We start from the raw sequence: 20,115 nt of genomic DNA on the forward strand, positions 1-20,115 counted from the left end.
ATTGCATAGCGGCTATGCACTGTGGCTAACCTCCATTCGAACGTCCCTATTGGGATCGTTTCATGATATTTGGAGGATACCCATGAAACTACGCAACTTCGCTGTCGCCGCTGCACTGTCTCTTGCCGGGCTTGGGGTGGCATTGCCTGCTCAGGCTGAAACGCGGCTCGCTTTCGGTGCGACCAATTCGCAAAGCGCGCATTATGCCTATTTCGCCTCGCTCGCGAAAATCATCAACTCTGCCTATCCGGACGCCTATCAGGCTTCGGTCGTGGAAACGGGTGCTACGGTCGATAACCTCAAACGTATGGCGCGCGACCAGTTGGATATCGGGCTGATCACGACGTCGACGCTGTATCACGCCTACAATGGCATCAAGAGCTTCGACGGCAAACCGATCGAATCCAAACTCCTGTGGGCCTATTCCCTGGCACCGCAGAACGCAGTCGTTCGCCGCGATTCCGGCATCGAGAAACTGTCGGATATCGACGGCAAGAAGTTCGGACCGGGCATGCGTGGGTCGTCGACCGAGGCCACGGCCTTGGCTGTGTTCGACCTGCTGGAAATCTCGCCTGATTGGGTGCGCGGGACCAACAGCGAACAGGCCAACGCCATCAAAGACGGCCGGTCCGAAGGCTTCGTCAAAAGCGCCGTGGGAACGTCTTTCGATGCGCTTACCACCGATATCGCGGCCTTCACGCCGCTGACTGCGCTTGGCATCGACGACGCGCAAGAAGCCAAGATCCGCGAAGCGCTGCCGGAGCTTTCCATCGTGGACATGCCGGGCGGCGAGATGGAGAACACAGGCCCTTACAAGGTCTGGGGATTCATGATCGGTGTCTCTGCGCGCCCCAATATGGACGATCAGACGGCGTATGATCTGACCAAAGCCGTGATGGAGAATGTGGAAGAGCAATCCGCCGCTTTCCCGACGGTAAAGGGCTTGAACCTGCCAGAGCTGACCCTGCAATACGCAACCAGCCCGCTGCATCCTGGTGCTATCCGCTACTACGAGGAAATCGGCCTGACCGTGCCCGCGCGCCTCAAGTAAAAGACCTGATCTCAAAAGGGGCGGCGCGTGTCGCCCCTCTATTTACCATTTTCGCCAAGGTGCCGTGATGAATACTCTTCCGATCTTCGCTCATTTTCGACAGACCGCCATCGCGGCTCTTGCAGTGCTTCTGGGGGTGTTTGTGTTCTACACCTCTTTCAACGGGCCGTTTGAATCGCTCGTGCAGCGTGCGATCTTTGTGATGATGATCACCGCCCTGGCCGTGCTGATGCACCCGCTTTTCGAAGGCAGCCGCCTGCGCCCGCTGGGTATCGCGATTGATGCGGTAATCGTCGGCGTGGTGACGGTGTCAGGTGCCTATATCATAGCCAACTACGAAACCATTATGAACGATCTGCCTTGGGCGAACGGTTGGGATATGGTCATGGGGTTCGGCACATTGGCCTGCGTGCTTGAACTGGCAAGGCGCAGCTCCAACTGGGTGTTCCCACTGATCGTCATCGCGGCTGTTACCTATGCGTTCTTCGGCTATTTGATCCCCGGCCAATTCGGGCACCGTGGCTTTGACGCCGGCTATCTCACCGAGATCATCTTCCTGTCCGACCGTGGCCTATGGGGTATGCTGGTCAATGTGGCCTCGACGACGCTGGCAGCATTTGTGCTGTTCGGCGCGATCCTGCTGCACACGGGCGCAGGCGAGACATTCTTTGACCTCTCGGCCCGTTTGGGTGGCTCCCGGCCCGGTGGGGCGGCGAAAATCGCGACCTTCGCATCGGGCTTCTTTGGTGCGATCAACGGCTCGACCGTCGCCAATGTCGCAACGACGGGGAACTTCACGATCCCCCTGATGAAGCGGCTGAAATACCCCCCTGCCTATGCCGGAGCGGTAGAAGCTATCGCATCGACCGGCGGGCAGCTCGCCCCCCCGATTATGGGGACTGCCGCATTTGTCATGGCCGAGCTTGTGGGCGTGAACTACTGGTCTATCGCGCTTGCGGGCGTTGTACCTGCGCTGTTGTTCTACCTTGGCATCTATTCCACCGTTCACGTCATCGCGCGCCGTCAGGGCTTTCGTCCGGTGACGTCTGAAGATCTACCCGACTGGCGCGGTGCCATGACCTTTGCGCGGCTCGCCCCTATTGTCGCCGCTTTGCTGGGGCTGGGATTTGGCGTCCTTAACGGCAATTCCGTCGAGCTGACGGCCTGTTACGGCATGATTGCCATGTTGGTGGCCGTCCTTGTCGCGCGGATCTCGAGTGGTGAGGATCCCCGTGCCGTCATCGGTATCATCATTCGTGCGCTGGAAGCGGGCGGAAAAGGTGTTGTCATTGTCGGGATCCTTCTGGTCGGCGCACAGGTGTTTGTCGCCATGATCAACCTCACCGGGTTTGGCGTCGCGGTAACAGCAGCGGTGTTGTCGATCGGGCAGGGGCAAATCTGGCTCATTGCCGGGCTCATGGCCATTGTCTGTCTGATCGCGGGCATGGGTCTGCCGACCTCGGCAGCCTACGTCATGGTCGCGGCTGTTTTCGCTCCGGCGCTGATCCAACAGGGTATTGATCCGCTCGTGGTGCATATGTTCGTGCTCTACTACGCGGCGCTGTCGGTCATCACGCCGCCTGTCTGCCTTGGCGTTTTCGTTGCGGCGACCATTGCGCAGGCGCCGTGGATGAAGGTCGCGGGCGAGACGTTGCGCCTTGGGGCGACCGCATATGCCTTGCCGATGCTGTTCCTCGCCTATCCCGGAATGTTGGGCGGTGGCGAAGCCGGAGACATCCTGCGTGCCATCCTGTCCGGAGGCGTTTTCGCCTTGGGCGTTGCGCATCTTCTGGGCGGCGCACGGCTGCCTTGGGGCGGTCTGTCGCGGCTGCTTTGGGTCGTGCCGATTGGGCTTGCGCTGATGCCGCCTTGGCCGGCGACGGCGGCAGCCGCGGTCGTGTTCGCGGTCTTGGTGGTCTTCTCTCGCAAAGCCTTGGGCGCTGCGGATAATATCGAAATGCAAACGGCTTAAGGGCCAAGGAGGGAACTGGAAATGATGACGAATGCTGAATTCAAGGCACGGCTGGTCGCACGAGAGCCCATGCTGGGGGCTTTCATCAAAACGCCCCATCCGATCGTGATCGAAATCATGGCCCGGGCAGGGTTCGATTTCCTCGTCGTCGATGCCGAACACGCGCCTTTTGATCGGGGCACCGTTGACGCCATGACAATGGCCGGACGTGCTGAAGGATGCCCCATCGTGGTGCGCGTGCCAGTGGCAACAGCGGATTGGGTGCTCAATGTGCTGGACGGCGGCGCGGCCGGTGTCATGGTGCCTCATGTCGAAACTGCAGCGCAGGCCAAAGAACTGGCGCGCGCCGTGACTTACGGCCCCGGCGGGCGTGGTTTTGCCGGCACGTCGCGGGCGGCAGACTATGCTGGCCGCAGCCTGAAAGAGCATCTGTCCGTGGCGCGAAGTGAAGTCGCCTTGATCTGCCAGATTGAAGACCCCGACGGCGTGGTCAACCACAGTGAAATTGCGGATGTAGACGGCGTAGATGCGCTCTTTATCGGGCGCGCTGATTTGGCCGTTTCTCATGGTCTGTCCGATTTCTTTGCGCCTGAAGTGGCAAAGATGACGCGGGACATCCTTTCCGCGACAGGCGCAGCCACGGGACTCTATTGCGCCCCGACAGAGCCCCTAGACGCGCACCGCGACGCCGGAGGAAGTTTCTTTGTCGTGGGGTCCGAACACACGCTCATGCAATTGGGCGGTGCCGCGCTTGTGGAAGATTTCAAAAAGAGAGACGCGCGCTGACATGACTATAAAATAATTGCAGCAAATATAGAAATTATTTCAACTCGGATTGGTCAGCCTAGAAATGACCTATCACTGCCAGCGCCTGACCAAAGGACCGAACCATGACAATTACCTACCTAAAGAAGGGCAAATCCGATGCTGCCCGTGCCGATGACGACGCCAAGACCCGTGCGGTCGTCGAGCAGACCTTGCAGGACATCGAAACGCGCGGCGACACAGCGGTGCGCGAATTGAGCGAAAAGTTCGACAGCTACAGCCCGGAAACCTTCCGGCTAAGCCAGCAAGAGATTGACGACCTGATCGGTCAGCTCAGCGCACGGGAATTGCAGGACATTCAGTTTGCGCAAGAGCAGGTCGTGAATTTTGCCCGCGCGCAACGCGCTTCCATGACTGACATCGAAGTAGAGACGCTTCCGGGGGTTATTCTGGGGCACAAGAATATCCCGGTTCAATCCGTCGGCTGCTACATCCCGGGCGGGAAATTTCCTATGGTCGCCAGCGCGCATATGTCTGTCGCCACGGCCAAGGTTGCCGAAGTACCGCGCATCGTGGCCTGCACGCCGCCCTTTAACGGAAAACCAAACCCGGCTGTTATTGCGGCCATGCATTTGGGCGGTGCGGATGAGATCTATGTCATGGGCGGGATCCAGGCGGTCGGGGCTATGGCGCTTGGCACAGAGACGATCGATCCGGTACACATGCTGGTTGGCCCCGGCAATGCCTTCGTCGCCGAGGCCAAGCGTCAGCTTTATGGACGGGTGGGTATTGATCTCTTCGCCGGCCCGACCGAGACGATGGTTATCGCGGATGAGACAGCAGCGGATGCCGAGCTGTGCGCGACCGATCTCTTGGGGCAGGCGGAACACGGCTATAACTCTCCTGCCGTTTTGCTGACCAATTCGCACCAGTTGGCCGAGGATACTTTGGCCGAGATTGACCGGCTGCTCCAAATTCTCCCGACTGCGGCCACAGCCCAGACAAGCTGGGAGGAATACGGCGAGGTGATCGTCTGTGATACCTACGACGAGATGTTGCAGGTGGCGGATGATATCGCGTCAGAGCATGTGCAGGTCATGACGGACCGTGATGACTGGTTCTTGGAAAACATGACCTGCTATGGCGCGCTGTTTTTGGGCCCGCGTACCAATGTCGCCAATGGCGATAAGGTGATCGGGACCAACCACACGCTGCCCACGCATAAGGCGGGGCGCTATACAGGGGGCCTTTGGGTTGGTAAATTCCTCAAGACCCATTCCTATCAGAAGATTATGACGGATGAGGCCGCAGCAATGGTCGGGGCCTATGGTTCGCGTCTATGCATGTTGGAAGGCTTTGTGGGGCACGCCGAACAATGCAATGTCCGCGTGCGGCGCTATGGCGGCGAAAACGTGCCCTATGGCGCAGCCGCAGCCTACCGCGAAGCGGCCGAATAGTCCGCTGTTCACCTAGGAGATATTGATGCAACTTCCGTCCTTTGCCGGCTTTGACCTTTCGGGGAAACGCGCGTTTGTGACCGGTGCCACCTCTGGCATCGGTCTGGGGGCCGCGACGGCCTTGGCCAGGGCGGGGGCGCATGTCATCTGCGCCGCGCGCCGGGCCGGGCCGTTGGGTGACCTTCAGGCGGCGATGGAGGCTCAGGGCCTGAGCTGCGAGACGCAAGAGCTCGACATCACCGATGTGGATGCGACCCGCACGGCATTCTCCGGTCTTGGGGCGGTTGACATCGTGGTCAATTCCGCCGGCATGGCCCGCCACGGGCCTGCGCTGGACACGACGCCCGAGGATTTCGACGCCGTCATGAATGTTAACCTTCGGGCAGCCTATTTCCTTTCCACAGCCGCCGCCGACCAAATGATCGCAGCGGGCCGTCCCGGTTCGATCATCCATGCGAGCAGTCAGATGGGCCATGTCGGGGGCATCGATCGGGGGGTCTACTGCGCATCGAAGCACGCTTTGGAAGGGATGGTGAAAGCGATGGCAATCGAATGGGGCCCAAAAGCGGTGCGCATCAACACGCTATGCCCGACCTTCATCCGCACGCCTTTGGGAGAGCAAACCCTATCCGATCCCGCGCGTCTGGCTTGGATTGAAGAAAAGATCAAACTGGGCCGCGTCGGCGAGATCGAGGATATCATGGGCCCGATCGTCTACCTCGCGAGCGATGCTTCTGCCATGGTGACGGGCACAGCCTTGATGGTCGATGGCGGTTGGACAGCCGAGTAAGCGACAAAGCGGTCAACGAACACGGCAGACGCAGGATGGTGGCAAACCCCTATCCGCGCCCCGCAATGAATCCGAGCGTAACAGCCGCGAGCAGGCCGTTGCCCGACAGATAGCCGCTGTCGCCCTTGCCCGATACCCCGCAAGCGGCGCCGCCAGCGGCGTATAGATTGTCGAATGTGCCACCCTCTGTCCTGCGCACCTTCGCCGTCGTCGGGTCGACCTCAAGCCCGCCTTGCGTGTGAAACAGCGCGCCGGTCACCTTCACCGCGCAGAAGGGGGAAGAAAGGGACGCCGCACCCCATGTGCGGCCAAAGCCATCTCGCCCGCCCGCCGGAATATCAGTGATCGTTTTCGCCAAAACATCTGCGGGCAATCCGACCTTGGCAGCCAGTGTTTCGACCGTGTCCCCTGTAATCACCGCCCCTTGGGCCTCGGCGTTCTTGAAATCCTCGAACTGGCGAGCAATCTCGGCGATGCGGGCGTCGAATATGGTCCACGCCAGGCCGTCAGGCTGCGCCAGCACGGCCCGCGCCGCTTCGGAGTAGCCTTGCGCTTCGTTCCAGAACCGCTTGCCGGTCGTATTCACCTGAACGCCGCCTTCGGTGATTGTGGCCCATGTGATCAGGATGCCGTGGGGGTGGGCGACATTGCCGTGCCCCTGATAGGCGCCCAGACGACGGCGGCGCGCGCCAAGCGCCTCGCCCCAGCTGATCGCCTCTCCTCGGTTGCCGTCATGGCCGAACCAGATCGCGTCCGCGATATCCGGCATGTGGTGGGCGACCATGGCGCGGTTGCCGCCGAACCCGTTGCACGCAAGGATCAGCCGGTCGCAGCCGATATCCTCGCCGCTTTGGTCAGGCAACGATACCCGCGCCCCTGCGAGCGTTGCGCCTGCCGCATAAAGCCGGGTGGCGCGGCGGTTGCAGATCAGCGGGATATCAAGCGCCTCGATCCGCGCGCGCAGGGCGTCGATCAATTCGCGCCCCGACCGTGAGGGCAGCCCGTGCATCCGCCGTTGGCTGTGACCGGGATAATCAAAGTCGCGCACGAGGGAGAACGGCAGCCCATGTGTTTCGACAAGCCAGTCGATGACCTGAGGGGCGGTGTGGGCCATCGCGGTGACCAGTGCGTCATCGTTTTCGTGGTGCGCCTTGGCCTGAATGTCGGTGGCAAAACCGTCGGGGCTGTCACTGATCCCCGCGTCCTGTTGCAGGCGCGTCCCTGCCGCGGGGATCAACCCGGCGCTCAGCGCGGTCGAGCCTGTGGGGATCGGGTCAGCCTCTAGCAGCAGCACATCCTGACCCGCCTCATGCGCCGCCAGCGCCGCGATCATGCCGCAGGCCCCCGCGCCGATGATCAGGGTTTCGACCTCTAGATCGAAAGCCGACGGCGGGGCGGCGACATCAGGACTTGCCATCGAACCGCTTTCCAAGGGCCAGCATCTCGGGGGTGCCAATCGCTGCATTCAACCCGTCGAAATCATGCATCCGGTCGGAAAACGCTTTGTTAGAGCCGGTTGCTTTCAGGCTCGCGTAATAGTCCTGCGCCGATTTCGCCAAAGCGCGCACGATGCCGCCGGGGAAGATCACGATATCGAACCCCATATCCTCTAGCGTGGTCGCCGAAGAGATCGGGGTCGCGCCGCCTTCCACCATATTGGCCAGCAGCGGGACACGCCCCTTGAAGGTATCGGCGATGCGCGAAAGCTCTCCGCTGTCGCGGGGGGCCTCGATGAACAATACATCGGCACCGGCGTCGATATAGCTGCCCGCGCGATCAATCGCCGCGTCAAAGCCTTCTACCGCGATGGCGTCGGTGCGGGCGATGATCAGCGTATCGTGGCGGCGCGCATCGGCCATGGCGGCGATCTTTCCGGCCATTTCCTCTTTCGGAATCAGCGACTTATCAGACAGATGACCACATTTTTTGGGGTAGGTCTGGTCCTCCACCTGCAAAGCAGAGGCGCCCGCGCGTTCATAGCTTTGCATCGTACGTCGCGCGTTCAGTGCATTGCCGAAACCGGTGTCGGCGTCCATGATCACCGGCAGGTCGGTGCGATCGGCAATCAACGCCATCGTATCGGTCATCTCGGACGCGGTGCTGAGCCCGATGTCGGGGCGGCCCAAACGGGTATAGGCAACCGCTGCACCGGAAAGATACAGCGCCTCGAACCCCGCGTCGGTGGCAAGGGCGGCGGTCAGCCCGTCATAGACACCGGGGGCGATCAGAATATCGGGGGCGGTCAGGCGTTGGCGCAGGGTCATTGGGCACCTCCGACAGCGGCGGTGGCCTCGGCGCAGGTCATCACCTGCGTCACCGACCCCAGCGAGGTCAGCGTCGCCTCGTGCACGTCCTGTTTGAACGCGGCGCAACCGTCCGAAAGCAGCACCGTATGGATGTCGCGCAGATGCGCATCCCGCACGGTACTGGCGACACCGCCGTTGGTGACGATCCCGCCGATGATCAGCGTGTCGATCTTCATCGCGCGCAGCACATATTCAAGCCGTGTCTGGTAAAAGGCGGAATAGGCGACTTTCTCTATCGTGAAATCCGCCGGGGCGAGCGTATCTACCAGCGCGTGGCCAAAGCCGCCCGGGGTAAAGTCGCCCTTGGTCAGGAAGGGGCGAAGCTTCTTGAGATGCGCGGCGATCAGCGGTTCGTCATCGCGCCCCGGTACCAGCGTGAACTGCGCCGAGATATAGGTGCCGCCCGCCTTGGTCAGCGCGGACTTGAGCGGCGCGATCCGGTCGGGCAGGGCGAGGATGCTTTCGGCCCCCTGACCCGCACGGCCATAGGCACCTTCCGGATGCAGGAAATCATTTTGCAGGTCGATGGTCAGCAAAGCGGTCGTGGCAGGGATCATGCGGTGGCCCTTTCGATCAGAGTGTTGCCGTAGGCGTCGACTTTGCCGACCAGCCCGGGTTCGATCAACACGGTTGTGTCAGGTTGTTCAAGGATTGCGGGGCCGGGGATTTCGGCCCCGACCGGCAAGGAAAGACGGTGATAGAGCTTTGTCTCGTGCCATTGACCGTCAAAGTGGACCTGCCGCGTTCCCTTCAGCGCGTCTTCAACGCTGCCACCGACGGGGGCGAGCGTGGACAGATCAAAGCGCGGGCGCCGTCCGGTAATGGCCGAGCGCAGGTTGATCACCCGTCGCGTACCATTCTCAAGCAGCCGCCCGTAGGTGGCGCGGTAGGCGCTGTCGAATGCAGCCGAGATATCGGCCTCTGTCGGGGGTGTCACTGTGCCGTCGGTCACTGTCACCGGCAGTGTCACCGATACCGTATGCGTCTGGCCGAGATAGGCCATATCAAGCGTGAACTCCGTATCGCGCCGTTCAAAATGGGTACGCGCGGCTTCAAGCGTGGCAAGCCCGTCATCGACGTGGGTTTGCATGAAACCAGTCAGCGCCCCAAGGTCGATGCCCGACAGAGTCGAGTTGATGGTTTGCACGAAATCCTGCCGCATATCCGCGATGACGCAGCCCATGGCAGATGTTACCCCCGGGTAACGCGGCACGATGGACCGCGCCAGCCCGACCTCTGCCATCATGGCACCGGAATGCAGCGCACCGCCGCCGCCAAAGGGCATGAACGCAAAGCGTTTTGGATCAAACCCGCGCTCGATAGAGACAAGACGCAGCGCGCCGGCCATGCGGCTGTTGGCCACGCGCAAGATCGCCTCGGCGGCTTGCAGGGCGTCCAGCCCAAGGGGCGTGCCCACATGTTCAAGGATCGCAGCTTTTGCGGCCTCCACATCCAGCCGGTCGAGCTTGCCGCCGATGGGGTTGTCGGGATCAATACGGCCTAGAACGACATTGGCGTCGGTCACAGTGGGGCGCGTGTTCCCCTGACCATAGGCGACAGGGCCGGGCGTGGACCCGGCGCTTTCCGGCCCGATGTTTAGCAAGCCGCCCTTATCGACCCGAGCGATAGAGCCACCGCCCGCGCCGATTGTCGTAATCTCGATCATGGGGGACCGAACCACCATGCCGAAGTCGATCGAGGTCTGCTGCGACAGCATCGACTGGCCTTTGGCGATCAGGCTCACATCGAAAGAGGTGCCGCCCATGTCGCCGGTGATGATATCGGGAAAACCGGCGGCTTCGGCGATGTAACCCGCGGCGATGACCCCCGCTGCCGGACCCGACAGCGCAGTGCGCACGGGCAGACGCGCCGCGGTCGCCGCATCCATCACCCCGCCATTGGACTGCACGATCATGAACTCGCCTGCAAACCCGTCCTGTTTCAGCGCGGTTTCAAGCCGCGCGAGGTAGCCAGAGACTTCGGGTTGCAGATAGGCGTTCAACGCGGTGGTAGAGAACCGTTCGAACTCGCGGATCTCGGGCAGGATTTCGCTTGAGGCCGAGACATGGGCATTCGGCCAGATGGCGCGCACAGCTTCGACCGCCAGTCTTTCGTTTTCGGCATTGGCATAGCTGTTGGCAAAGAGGATCGCACAGGCAAGACAGCCCTGATCCAGCAGCTCTTGCGCGGCGGCTTGCACCGCTTCGAGGTCCACCGCCTGACGGATCGTGCCATCGGCAAGCGTGCGTTCCGGTACTTCAAGGCGCAAGGCGCGATCGACAACGGGCGTGAAATCCCCTCGCAGGCCCCAAGTGCGCGGCCGGTCACGGCGGCGCATTTCCAGCACGTCGCGCAGGCCCATCGTGGTGATCACGCCGATCTTGGCACCTTTGCGTTCCAGCAGCGCGTTGGTGCCGGCAGTGGTGCCATGTACGACGACAGAGACAGTTGACAGATCATCGACCCGCGATCCGATGCCCGACAAAAAGCCCGCCGATTGGTCGGGGCGCGAGGTGGGAACCTTGGCGACCTGCGCGCTGCCTGTTGCCTCGTCCAGAACGAAAATATCGGTGAAGGTGCCGCCGACATCGACGCCGATCATGCGGTTTGCGCTGGTCATTGGGTCACCTCTTTCCAGTCAGGGCCATAGGTCTGTGTCGCGTAGTCGGCTGTCAGCAGGCCGCCCGCCACGTCGCGGGCCACATCGGCCGCAGCACGGTTTGCGGGCGCGCCATAGCCGCCACCGCCGGGGGTATCGAGCCGTACGGACTGGCCGCGTTGCAGCTTGATGCCCACCATTTTCGAGGCCATGGGCGGGGCGTGCCAGCCGTCGTCTTGTTCGTACTCAAACCGGTTCAGCGCCGCGTCGCCCCCGCCTGCGACCCCTTTCGGCGCAAAGCGCCCGCGTTCGCCGAACAGAAAGGCGGTGGCGGATTCCTCAAGCACTTCGATCTCGTAGGTGGCCCCCATGCCGCCGCGATGCTGACCCGCACCGGCGCTGTCAGGGCGCAGCGCCCATTGTTTGAACATCACCGGATAGGCGGATTCGAGGATTTCCATCGGGGGGATGGTCGCGGTGGAGATCGGCGCATTGCCGTGGTTCAGCCCGTCCCCTTCGGGAGAGCCCCCATGCCCGCCGCCGTAAAAGCTGAACATCACCCAGGGTTGACCATTCGCGCGTTTGCCCGAAATCGACAGCGCGTTGATCGTGCCATACGCGTTGGCAACCACGCGGTCCGGTGCCGCCTGCGACGCGGCGGAAAAGATCACGTCGACCATCCGCAGGATCGTTTCGGTATAGCCGCCGACCGGCGCCGGGAAGGGGGCGGACAGCAGCGACCCTTCGGGGATCTTCACCTCGATCGGGCGCATCACACCGGCGTTGGCGGGCAGGCTGGGAAAGATATGTTTGATCGCGACATAGGCCGTCGCCACCGCCGTGGGGAGCGCGATATTGACCGGCCCTGCACAGCGGTCTGCCGTGCCGGCGAAATCCAGCAGCATCTGATCGCCCTTGATCTCGAGCGCGACCTTGATCGGCAGCGGCGTATCGGTGATGCCGTCGTTATCCAGAAAATCCTCTGCCTCCCAGCGTCCATCTGGCAGGTCTGTCAGCTCTGTCCGCATCAGGGTTTCGGCGCGGTCCTGCAGCGCATCCAACGCCGCGCGCACAGTGTCGGCACCGTATTCCGCCAGCAGTTCGTCCAGACGTTTCTTGCCCAGGTCAAGCGCGCCGAGCTGGCCGTTCAGATCGCCTTGGGCCGATTGCGGCAGGCGGGTGTTGCGCATCAGGATGTCGATAATGTCGGTCTGGACCTTGCCCGCCTTGGCAAGACGCACAGGCGGCAGGACAAAGGCTTCCTGGAAGGCGTCGGTGGCGGCGGGGTTGTAGTTGCCCGGCACCGCGCCGCCCACGTCATGCCAATGCCCGACCGAGGCGAGATAGCAAAACAGTTTGCCGTCGTGAAAATAGGGGCGCACCAACCGCATGTCGGACAGGTGCGTGCCGCCCAGATGGGCATCGTTGAAGATATAGATGTCGCCGTCTTCCAGATCGCCATTCTCGGCCGCTTTGTCGATCACCGCCTTCACGGCAAATGACATCACCCCGACAAAGATCGGCAGCCCGGACTTGCCCTGCACCAGCGTGTCGCCCGACACCGCATGATACAGCCCGTGCGAGGCATCATGTGCTTCGGCAATGATCGGGTTAAAGGCGGCGCGGAACAGGGTTGCGTCCATTTCATCGGCAATCTGTTCCATCCGTCCGGCCAGAACGGCCAGTGTAATCGGGTCGATGTCTTGGGTCATGGTTGGGCCTTTGTTTCTGCGATGTCATTCCAGACGTCTTGGCGGGTGATGAAGCCGTCGGTGACTTCGAAGCGGTCGATAAAGCGAATATCGGAAAATGCGGTCCCGTCGGGCCATTCGCCTGACAGCGTGCCGTGGCAATAGACGACCGTGGCCGGCCCGTCGCCGGGCGCAAGGTCAATCGAGCGAATGGTTTTCTTGACGAAGCGATAGCGCGGCGCGGCCCACTCCAGCAGATCATCAAGCTCTGTCATAGGCGCGGCACCGGGGAAGTGCATGGTGAACCCGTCGCCTAAAAGCGTGCGGGCGGTAACGATGTCGCGCTGCTCCATCGCGCGCAGGTATCGCGCCACCATTGACGGGGCATCCGGCAGGGCGGGGGCGGGCGACCGGTGCTGACCGCCGCGCATATAATCGGTGGCGGGCATTTCCTTGATCATCACTGTCACCGCATCCGGTGTCGCGGGAATCACCGTGCGCGCGGCATTGGTCAGCGCCTTGCACAGCCTTGTTTTCTGGGCTGCGTCATACCCTTGCAGCACATGAATCTCGATGATCGGCATAAAGCCTCCTGCGTCAGATCTGTATTTTTTGTAATACAGATAATTAAATGTGCATAGATCAAATAATTTGATTTTTGGCAGATAGATTTCTTGCTTTTGAAAAAACTCTTTGTAGGGTTGGAAGGGATTGGAAGGATTCAAATGACACTTCAAAGCACATCTTCGAAGGGCAGGGGGCTTCCCGAAGGGGGGAAGGCGCGGCGCGTTTACCTGCATCTGCACGAAGAGATCATGCGCGGCGTCTACGCCGCCGGTGCGGTTTTGCCCGGCGAGCAAAAGCTGGCGGTGACGCTTGATGTATCGCGGGTGACCGTGCGCCGCGCGCTGGACGCGCTGGAAGGGGACGGGCTGATCTCGCGCCGTGCCGGATCGGGGACGACTGTTTGCGCGCCCAAGGTGCAGCCGGCACTTGCCGCGGATTTCAATACATTGATGCCGCAGTTGGTCGAGATGGGGCAGAACACCACCGCGCGGCTTTTGTCCTTTAGCTATGGTGCCGCGCCGGGCAGTGTGGCCACCGCGATGGGGCTGGATGCGCAAGCGCGTGTACAGGTTGCGGTGCGTCTGAGGTTGGTGGAAGGGGAGCCGTTTTCCCACCTGACCACCTGGGTGCCCGAAGATATCGCACATAACTATACAGAGGCAGAGCTGGCGACGACGCCACTTTTCCGCTTGCTAGAGAGGTCTGGCGTCAAGGTTGCTTCAGCCCATCAAACGGTAAGCGCGACCCTCGCGTCGCCCGATGTGGCGGATGCCCTCGGGGTCAGTGTCGGCGCGCCGCTGCTGTCGCTGGACCGTGTGGTGAAGGATGAGGGTGGACGCGGGGTTGAATACCTGTCTGCGCTCTACCGCCCCGATATGTTCCGCCTTGAAATGGCGCTGAGCCGTGTCGGCGCAGGCGAGGCGCGCCATTGGGAACCGGTGGTGAAACCGGGCCGCAAGGGGGCCGCAGAATGACCGCGCCGCAGACCCTCTTTGGCAAGCTTTGGGCCGCACATGAGGTGATGCGACGCGATGATGGCACGTCACTGCTATGGGTTGATCGACATCTGGTGCATGAAGGATCGCACCACGCATTTGTGAAACTGGAGAGCCGCGGCATGAAGGTCGCCGCCCCTGATCTGACCTTCGGAGTCGTCGATCACTATGCCCCCACCCGCGCCGGCGAGATGGCGGCGGATATCCGGCGGATGATCGACACATTGGGGCGCAACGCCAAGGCGCAGGGCATCCGGCTCTTCGATCTGCGCGATCCGGGGCAGGGCATTGTGCATGTGATCGGCCCCGAACAGGGGCTGACCTTGCCGGGGCTGCTGATCAATTGCGGCGATAGCCATACTTCAACGCATGGGGCCTTTGGTGCGCTGGCCTTTGGCGTCGGTGCGACAGAGGTGGCGCATATTCTGGCGACGCAGACAATCTGGCAACAACGCCCCAAAACGATGCGGATCACCGTGGACGGCGAACTGGGGGCCGGTGTCACGGCCAAAGATCTGGCGCTGCACTGGATCGCAGAGCTGGGGGCCGATGGGGCACGCGGCCACGCGATTGAATATGCCGGCCCCGCTGTCCGCGCGTTAAGCATGGAGGGGCGCCTGACGCTGTGCAATCTCAGCATCGAAGGGGGAGCGCGGTTGGGGCTGGTGGCCCCGGATCAGGTGACATTCGATTATATCAAAGGGCGCAACTTTGCCCCGAAAGGCGCGGATTGGGAGGCGGCCCTGCGCGACTGGTCGCAGCTTGCGACTGACACAGACGCCCGTTTCGACCGCGAGGTTGCACTCAACGCCAGCGATATCGCGCCAACCGTGACCTGGGGCACCTCCCCCGAAGAGGCGCTGCCCATCACCGGACATGTCCCTGATCCGGCGCGTCTGTCGGGCAGCAAACAGGCGCAGGCGCGCGCGGCGCTGGAGTATATGGCGCTGGAACCTGGAATGGCGCTGGACCAGATTACAGTGGATCAGGTGTTTATCGGATCGTGCACCAATGGCCGGATCGAAGACCTGCGCCTTGCCGCCAAAGTATTGGCGGGGCGCAAGGCCGTCGTGCCGGGGTTGGTGTCTCCGGGGTCCGCGCAGGTCAAGAAGCAGGCCGAAGCCGAAGGGCTGGCCGACGTGTTTGCCCAAGCGGGGCTTGAATGGGCCGCATCGGGCTGCTCGATGTGTGTCGGCATGAATGGCGATCGGGTCGAGGCGGGCAAACGCTGCGCGTCCTCGACTAATCGTAACTTCAAGGGCCGTCAGGGACGCGGGGCGCGGACCCATCTGATGAGCCCCGCGATGGTCGCCGCCGCAGCAGTGACCGGACATCTCGCCGATGTGCGCCCGCTGCTGGAGGGACGCGCATGACCGGCTGGACACAGATCAATGGCACCGCCGTCGCGTTACCGCAGGAAAACGTCGATACCGATCAGCTTATACCGGCGCGCTTTATGTCGGCGCCGCGGGCTGACGGCTATGGCAAGTTCCTGTTGCATGACTTGCGTCAGGATGCGGCGGATCATGTGCTTGATCGCCATGTGGGGGCAGATGTGTTGATCACGCGGCGCAACTTCGGCAGCGGCTCAAGCCGCGAGGCGGCGGTCTATGCGCTGGTTGATTTCGGGATCAGGGCCATCTTTGCGCCAAGCTTTGGCGACATCTTTCAAAGCAATGCCGTCAACAATGGCCTGCTGCCCGCCCGTCTGAGGGATGCAGAGATTGACGCCCTGCTGGACGCGATCGGCACCGATGCTGTCAGCGCGACAGTGGATTTGGAAAAATGTGCAGCGGTGATCGCGGGGCATACCCTGACGTTCGAACTGGATCCCGTCTGGCAAGAGAAACTGGTGAACGGTTGGGATGATATCGACCTGACCGCCCAGCATAACGACCGCATCAAAGATTTTCGCACGGCACGGTTTGCCGCGCACCCGTGGGCAGTGCCCGCACCTTAAGACGTGCTGATCCCCGCAAGAGGGACAGGACGGCAACATAACGGGGTCCAACAGCCCCACCAACCGGGAGTATATACGATGAAACAGACAATCCTTGGCGGTATCCTCGCCTCGACGGCGCTGACCACGGCTGCTTTTGCGCAAGAGACGCTGACCGCAGTGCACGCCTTTCCTGAATCCCTGATCTATACCAAGTCGTTCCTTGAATTCGTCGACAAGGTGAACACCGCCGGTGAAGGCGTTGTGCAGATCGAAGTGCGCGGTGGCCCCGAAGCCATCGGCATGTTCCAGCAGCCCGACGCCGTCCGGTCGGGTGTGGTCGATATGGTCTATACGCCGGGGAGCTTTTACGCAGGGGCTTTGCCTGAAAAAGACGCGCTGGTCACATCCAACCTGACCGCGGTCGAAACCCGCGCCAATGGCGGGTTGGACCTGATCGACGAGATCCACCAAGAGAAGATGGGCGTCAAATACCTCGGGTGGTTCGATTCCGGCGTATGCTACAACCTGTGGACCCGTAACGAGCCCAGCCTTGACGCAGAGGGGAACCTGGATGTGTCGGGGCTCAAGCTGCGCGGCAACGCGGTTTATAACGCCTTCTTCACCGACTATCTGGGCGCGCAGGTGATCGATCTGCCCACAACCGAGGTTTATTCTGCGCTGGAACGTGGCGTGGTCGATGCAACAGGCTGGACACAGATCGGCCTGATTGACCTTAAATGGAACGAGTTCCTGAACTACCGGATCGAACCCTGCTTCTTCTCGACCGATCTTGGTACGATTGTGAACCTCGACAAGTGGAACTCTCTCTCGGACGAGGCGCGCAAAATCCTGCAAGACGTGGCGATCGAGCACGAGAAAGCCTCGGCCGAGAAGCTGGGCGCGGTGCGTGATGAGGACTTTGCCAAGCTTGAAGAGGCAGGCATGACCGTTGTCACGCTGGAAGGCGAAGCGGCGCAAAACTATCTGGCAGCGGCGACAGAGAATACGTGGAACCGGATGAAGGGCCTGATGGCCGAAAGCCCCCAAGGCGACGGGAACTACGACAAACTGATAGAGCTGTTCTACGACGCGCAGAAAAATCAGTAAGCCACATCTGGCGCGCTCTGATGGGGCGCGCCTGCTTTCGTTCAAAAGGGGCAGCCATGGCGCGTGTCGGACAAATTTACAGAGGTTTCCTTTACGCGATGGCGGGAATTGCCGGGGCCATGCTGGTGTGGCTGATGATTTCGGTCATTCTGTCAGTGGTGATGCGCAACAGCGGGATGCAGCCTTTTGCGTGGCTCTTTACCTCTTCTGAATACGCGATCCTGTATATGACCATGCTTGGCGCACCTTGGCTGGTACGCGAGAAGGGGCATGTGCATATCGAACTGGTGACCGCGGCGCTGCCCGAAGCGGCACGGCGCTTTGTCAGCCGGCTGGTCGCGGTGCTTTGTGTTGTCGTGTCCTTGATACTGGCGTGGAAAGGGGCAGAGCTGTGCCTGAACAACATCGCGCGCAATGATCTGGATGTGCGTGCGTATTACTTTCCGAAATGGATACTGACGCTGGCCTTTCCGGTCAGCTTTGGCCTGATGGCGATTGAATTTTCCCGATTTGTTTTTGGCGATGACCTGATGCACTCCGGCGAAGCAGGGGTACATGAATAATGGAATGGTTTGAATCGCTGGCCCTTTTGCTGGGCTCTATTCTGGTGCTGATGGCCATCGGGATGCCGGTTGCCCTGGCTTTTCTCGCAGCCAATATCGTTGGGGCGTGGTTCTTTATGGGCGGAGCCAAAGGGGTCACGCTGCTGCTGAACAATGGTTTCGGCGGGCTGACCAACTATGCGCTGGTGCCGATCCCGTTGTTCTTGCTGATGGGCGAAATCTTTTTCTACACCGGTTTGGGCAAGCGCATGTTCAATGCCATCGACCGTTTGCTCGGCAAGCTGCCGGGGCGGCTGTCCTATGTCACGGTTCTGGGCGGCACGGCATTTTCAACGCTGTCTGGGTCGTCCATGGGCTCCACCGCGTTGCTGGGCAGCCTGATGGTGCCAGAGATGACGGAACGCGGGTATAAAAAGCATATGTCCATCGGTCCGATCCTCGGCACGGGTGGTCTGGCAATTATCATCCCGCCCTCGGCGCTGGCCGTGTTGTTGGCAACCTTGGCGCGGATCGATGTGGGCGCGTTGTTGATCGCGGGCATCATCCCGGGGCTCATCCTTGCCAGCCTCTATATCGCGACAATCTATATTCAGACCCGGATCGATCCTGACGCCGCCCCCGCTTACGAGGTTGAAGACCTGCGCTTTGGCCAGAAGATGCGCCTGTTCTTCGGCGATGTGGTGCCCATGTTGTCAGTCATGGTCGTGATCGTGATTGGCATGGTGGGCGGGCTGATCACCCCGTCCGAGGCCGCGGCATTCGGGGCGCTTGGCGTGTTGATCTTGGCCGTGGCCTTCCGTTGCCTCACATGGGAAGCGATGAAGAAATCGGTGATCGGCGCGATGCGGGTGACCCTGATGGCCTATCTCATCGTTTTTGGGTCGGCCACCTTCAGCCAGTTGCTGGCGTTTTCCGGTGCTTCCAGCGGGTTGATCCGGTGGGCGACGTCGTTTGATCTGGCCCCTGTGGCGATGCTGCTGGTGATGTTCGGGGTACTGCTGCTGCTGGGTATGTTCATGGAGCAGATCTCAATGATGTTGCTGACCGTACCGATCTTTTTCCCGCTCGCCACAACGCTGGGATTTGATCCGGTGTGGTTCGGTCTGGTAATCCTGCTGGCGCTCGAGATCAGCTTTACCACACCGCCCTTCGGGCTGCTGCTTTTCGTGATGAAGGGCGTCGCCCCCAAGGGCACAACCATGCGCGAGATCTACGGATCTGCATTCCCCTATATGGGATGCTCGGTGCTGCTGGTGTTCTTGTTAATCCTGTTCCCGCAACTGGCGCTGTGGCTGCCTGGGATGTAGTCGGAGCGCCAGTTGCAAACTCGCGCATATCATCCGCCGCTACTGGACCAAGCCGGCCAGCATTCGGCGGTATTCGGTGCGGTTTGACAGGGCGACGCTACCCACGGGTAGTCCGAGCAATCGGTCGCAGATTTCACCTTCAGATCGAAGACGCCTGTCAAGTGCGTCAACTGCCGCGTCAAGATCGTTCGCGCTCGCCAGGTCAAATGCCTTGATGAGAACCTCCCGACGGCCCTGCGAAAGGCTTAGCATCAGCTCGGCGGTCAACCCTGCGTCAACGGGGTTGAATGTTCCCTCAGCAATACCGGATTCAATGATGGCTTTAAGGACCGGCATCACGACCGCCGCCTCGGCGTCACAGATCCGGCGGTAGGGGATCTCGTTGCCGGGCCGTGAGAAGATTTGCACCAAACCGCGCAGTTCGTTGACGTTGTCGGCCGTCCATTGCGCCGCGCCATCCAGCAAACCGTTCAACTGGACCAATGCATCGCCGTTGTTCTGGCTCATCGCGGCTTCAGTGGTCTGCATCGCTTGTTCAGTCATGCGCGCGATGAGCCCGCTCAACAGGTCTTCTTTTGCGGCAAAGTGGTGGTAAAAGCCGCCGCGTGAAATGCCCGCCACTTCCTGAACATCCGCGATTGTCACGGCATCCCAGCCCCGTTCCATAAACAGCGCTTGGGCCGCTTCAAGGATAAGGTCTCGCCTTACCGCTGGCGCCATACGCACACGGCTGTCTCTTTTTGTATCGGTCTTTGCCAATGCGACGTCTCCATAGCCATACAGATCGTTAACCATACAGATCGTTGGTCGGTAAATACCTAGGCCCGTGTCATTCACTGTTCAAGACCCATGAGCATCTAAATGCTGAATGAGGTTGTACGTGTTCAGCAAAGCGCGTTTGATCCATCGCGATTGCGCTTCGTTTCAGCGGTAGGATCACTGGATGCCTAGACGTCACGTTGACGTTTCATGCGCACCGTCTATTTCTCGCTTACAGACTGCT

The 20,115-nt window shown here is 61.1% G+C and carries 18 protein-coding genes; 11 read left to right on the top strand and 7 right to left on the bottom strand.

All coding sequences use genetic code 11. From position 1 onward, the window contains the following. Window positions 1-82 precede the first annotated feature (82 nt). The 5 genes from C1J04_RS15370 (at window position 83) to C1J04_RS15390 (ending at window position 6,035) form a co-directional block, all read left to right on the top strand. A complete protein-coding gene (locus C1J04_RS15370; protein WP_114865479.1) occupies window positions 83-1,051 on the top strand; it encodes a TAXI family TRAP transporter solute-binding subunit in 969 nt (322 codons plus the stop codon). Window positions 1,052-1,118: 67 nt separating this feature from the next. Next, complete coding sequence (locus tag C1J04_RS15375; protein WP_114865480.1) at window positions 1,119-3,023, top strand: TRAP transporter permease; 1,905 nt, start codon at window positions 1,119-1,121, stop codon at window positions 3,021-3,023. A 21-nt stretch (window positions 3,024-3,044) separates the two neighbouring features. Then, the gene (locus tag C1J04_RS15380; RefSeq protein ID WP_114865481.1) at window positions 3,045-3,809 is read left to right on the top strand and encodes an HpcH/HpaI aldolase family protein; all 765 of its coding nucleotides are present in this window, start codon (window positions 3,045-3,047) and stop codon (window positions 3,807-3,809) included. 104 nt (window positions 3,810-3,913) lie between these two features. Further along, on the top strand, window positions 3,914-5,245 hold the full coding sequence (hisD, locus tag C1J04_RS15385; protein WP_114865482.1) for a histidinol dehydrogenase: 1,332 nt from the start codon (window positions 3,914-3,916) through the stop codon (window positions 5,243-5,245). Between the two features lie 25 nt (window positions 5,246-5,270). Next, window positions 5,271-6,035 carry an SDR family NAD(P)-dependent oxidoreductase gene (locus tag C1J04_RS15390; RefSeq protein WP_114865483.1) on the top strand — a complete coding sequence of 255 codons (765 nt, stop codon included), beginning with the start codon at window positions 5,271-5,273 and terminating at the stop codon, window positions 6,033-6,035. Between the two features lie 49 nt (window positions 6,036-6,084). Here the strand turns inward: C1J04_RS15390 and C1J04_RS15395 are convergent, their stop codons facing one another. Genes C1J04_RS15395 through C1J04_RS15420 form a run of 6 tightly spaced genes read right to left on the bottom strand, consistent with a single transcriptional unit; the run spans window position 6,085 to window position 13,215 of the window. Then, entirely contained in the window at window positions 6,085-7,452 is a 1,368-nt protein-coding gene (locus C1J04_RS15395) for an FAD-dependent oxidoreductase (RefSeq protein WP_114865484.1), read from the bottom strand. Next, window positions 7,439-8,299 (bottom strand): isocitrate lyase/PEP mutase family protein, encoded by an 861-nt coding sequence (locus tag C1J04_RS15400; RefSeq protein ID WP_009824166.1) that lies wholly within the window; start codon window positions 8,297-8,299, stop codon window positions 7,439-7,441. The genes C1J04_RS15395 and C1J04_RS15400 overlap by 14 nt, the downstream gene beginning before the upstream one ends. After that, entirely contained in the window at window positions 8,296-8,898 is a 603-nt protein-coding gene (locus C1J04_RS15405; protein WP_114865485.1) for a cysteine hydrolase family protein, read from the bottom strand. Before C1J04_RS15405 ends, C1J04_RS15400 begins: the two co-directional genes overlap by 4 nt. Then, complete coding sequence (locus C1J04_RS15410) at window positions 8,895-10,961, bottom strand: hydantoinase/oxoprolinase family protein (RefSeq protein WP_114865486.1); 2,067 nt, start codon at window positions 10,959-10,961, stop codon at window positions 8,895-8,897. The genes C1J04_RS15405 and C1J04_RS15410 overlap by 4 nt, the downstream gene beginning before the upstream one ends. Next, complete coding sequence (locus tag C1J04_RS15415) at window positions 10,958-12,652, bottom strand: hydantoinase B/oxoprolinase family protein (protein WP_114865487.1); 1,695 nt, start codon at window positions 12,650-12,652, stop codon at window positions 10,958-10,960. The genes C1J04_RS15410 and C1J04_RS15415 overlap by 4 nt, the downstream gene beginning before the upstream one ends. Next, the gene (locus tag C1J04_RS15420) at window positions 12,649-13,215 is read right to left on the bottom strand and encodes a tautomerase family protein (protein WP_064215980.1); all 567 of its coding nucleotides are present in this window, start codon (window positions 13,213-13,215) and stop codon (window positions 12,649-12,651) included. The genes C1J04_RS15415 and C1J04_RS15420 overlap by 4 nt, the downstream gene beginning before the upstream one ends. A 141-nt stretch (window positions 13,216-13,356) precedes the next feature. Between C1J04_RS15420 and C1J04_RS15425 the strand changes: the two genes are divergently transcribed. From C1J04_RS15425 to C1J04_RS15450, 6 genes are all read left to right on the top strand, one after another. Further along, window positions 13,357-14,172 (top strand): GntR family transcriptional regulator, encoded by an 816-nt coding sequence (locus C1J04_RS15425; RefSeq protein ID WP_114865489.1) that lies wholly within the window; start codon window positions 13,357-13,359, stop codon window positions 14,170-14,172. Next, complete coding sequence (gene leuC, locus C1J04_RS15430; protein ID WP_114865490.1) at window positions 14,169-15,566, top strand: 3-isopropylmalate dehydratase large subunit; 1,398 nt, start codon at window positions 14,169-14,171, stop codon at window positions 15,564-15,566. Before C1J04_RS15425 ends, leuC begins: the two co-directional genes overlap by 4 nt. Further along, a complete protein-coding gene (gene leuD / locus C1J04_RS15435) occupies window positions 15,563-16,153 on the top strand; it encodes a 3-isopropylmalate dehydratase small subunit (RefSeq protein ID WP_114865491.1) in 591 nt (196 codons plus the stop codon). Before leuC ends, leuD begins: the two co-directional genes overlap by 4 nt. Before the next feature lie 78 nt (window positions 16,154-16,231). Continuing rightward, on the top strand, window positions 16,232-17,242 hold the full coding sequence (gene dctP / locus C1J04_RS15440) for a TRAP transporter substrate-binding protein DctP (protein ID WP_114865492.1): 1,011 nt from the start codon (window positions 16,232-16,234) through the stop codon (window positions 17,240-17,242). A gap of 56 nt (window positions 17,243-17,298) precedes the next feature. Next, window positions 17,299-17,805, top strand: coding sequence for a TRAP transporter small permease (locus C1J04_RS15445; protein ID WP_005848588.1), 507 nt, complete (start codon window positions 17,299-17,301; stop codon window positions 17,803-17,805). Next, window positions 17,805-19,112, top strand: coding sequence for a TRAP transporter large permease (locus C1J04_RS15450; protein ID WP_005848587.1), 1,308 nt, complete (start codon window positions 17,805-17,807; stop codon window positions 19,110-19,112). Before C1J04_RS15445 ends, C1J04_RS15450 begins: the two co-directional genes overlap by 1 nt. 39 nt (window positions 19,113-19,151) lie before the next feature. Here the strand turns inward: C1J04_RS15450 and C1J04_RS15455 are convergent, their stop codons facing one another. Further along, complete coding sequence (locus C1J04_RS15455; RefSeq protein WP_254693877.1) at window positions 19,152-19,907, bottom strand: TetR/AcrR family transcriptional regulator; 756 nt, start codon at window positions 19,905-19,907, stop codon at window positions 19,152-19,154. Window positions 19,908-20,115: the final 208 nt, after the last annotated feature.

This window comes from Sulfitobacter sp. SK025, assembly GCF_003352105.1.
Classification (GTDB): domain Bacteria; phylum Pseudomonadota; class Alphaproteobacteria; order Rhodobacterales; family Rhodobacteraceae; genus Sulfitobacter; species Sulfitobacter pontiacus.

Coding starts and splice junctions, on each gene's coding strand:
- C1J04_RS15420 (WP_064215980.1), bottom strand. CDS start 13,215: ATGCCGATCATCGAGATTCATGTGCTGCAAGGGTATGACGCAGCCCAG.
- C1J04_RS15370 (WP_114865479.1), top strand. CDS start 83: ATGAAACTACGCAACTTCGCTGTCGCCGCTGCACTGTCTCTTGCCGGG.
- leuC (WP_114865490.1), top strand. CDS start 14,169: ATGACCGCGCCGCAGACCCTCTTTGGCAAGCTTTGGGCCGCACATGAG.
- C1J04_RS15405 (WP_114865485.1), bottom strand. CDS start 8,898: ATGATCCCTGCCACGACCGCTTTGCTGACCATCGACCTGCAAAATGAT.
- C1J04_RS15415 (WP_114865487.1), bottom strand. CDS start 12,652: ATGACCCAAGACATCGACCCGATTACACTGGCCGTTCTGGCCGGACGG.
- C1J04_RS15380 (WP_114865481.1), top strand. CDS start 3,045: ATGATGACGAATGCTGAATTCAAGGCACGGCTGGTCGCACGAGAGCCC.
- hisD (WP_114865482.1), top strand. CDS start 3,914: ATGACAATTACCTACCTAAAGAAGGGCAAATCCGATGCTGCCCGTGCC.
- C1J04_RS15425 (WP_114865489.1), top strand. CDS start 13,357: ATGACACTTCAAAGCACATCTTCGAAGGGCAGGGGGCTTCCCGAAGGG.
- C1J04_RS15445 (WP_005848588.1), top strand. CDS start 17,299: ATGGCGCGTGTCGGACAAATTTACAGAGGTTTCCTTTACGCGATGGCG.
- C1J04_RS15375 (WP_114865480.1), top strand. CDS start 1,119: ATGAATACTCTTCCGATCTTCGCTCATTTTCGACAGACCGCCATCGCG.
- C1J04_RS15455 (WP_254693877.1), bottom strand. CDS start 19,907: ATGGTTAACGATCTGTATGGCTATGGAGACGTCGCATTGGCAAAGACC.
- C1J04_RS15395 (WP_114865484.1), bottom strand. CDS start 7,452: ATGGCAAGTCCTGATGTCGCCGCCCCGCCGTCGGCTTTCGATCTAGAG.
- dctP (WP_114865492.1), top strand. CDS start 16,232: ATGAAACAGACAATCCTTGGCGGTATCCTCGCCTCGACGGCGCTGACC.
- leuD (WP_114865491.1), top strand. CDS start 15,563: ATGACCGGCTGGACACAGATCAATGGCACCGCCGTCGCGTTACCGCAG.
- C1J04_RS15390 (WP_114865483.1), top strand. CDS start 5,271: ATGCAACTTCCGTCCTTTGCCGGCTTTGACCTTTCGGGGAAACGCGCG.
- C1J04_RS15450 (WP_005848587.1), top strand. CDS start 17,805: ATGGAATGGTTTGAATCGCTGGCCCTTTTGCTGGGCTCTATTCTGGTG.
- C1J04_RS15400 (WP_009824166.1), bottom strand. CDS start 8,299: ATGACCCTGCGCCAACGCCTGACCGCCCCCGATATTCTGATCGCCCCC.
- C1J04_RS15410 (WP_114865486.1), bottom strand. CDS start 10,961: ATGACCAGCGCAAACCGCATGATCGGCGTCGATGTCGGCGGCACCTTC.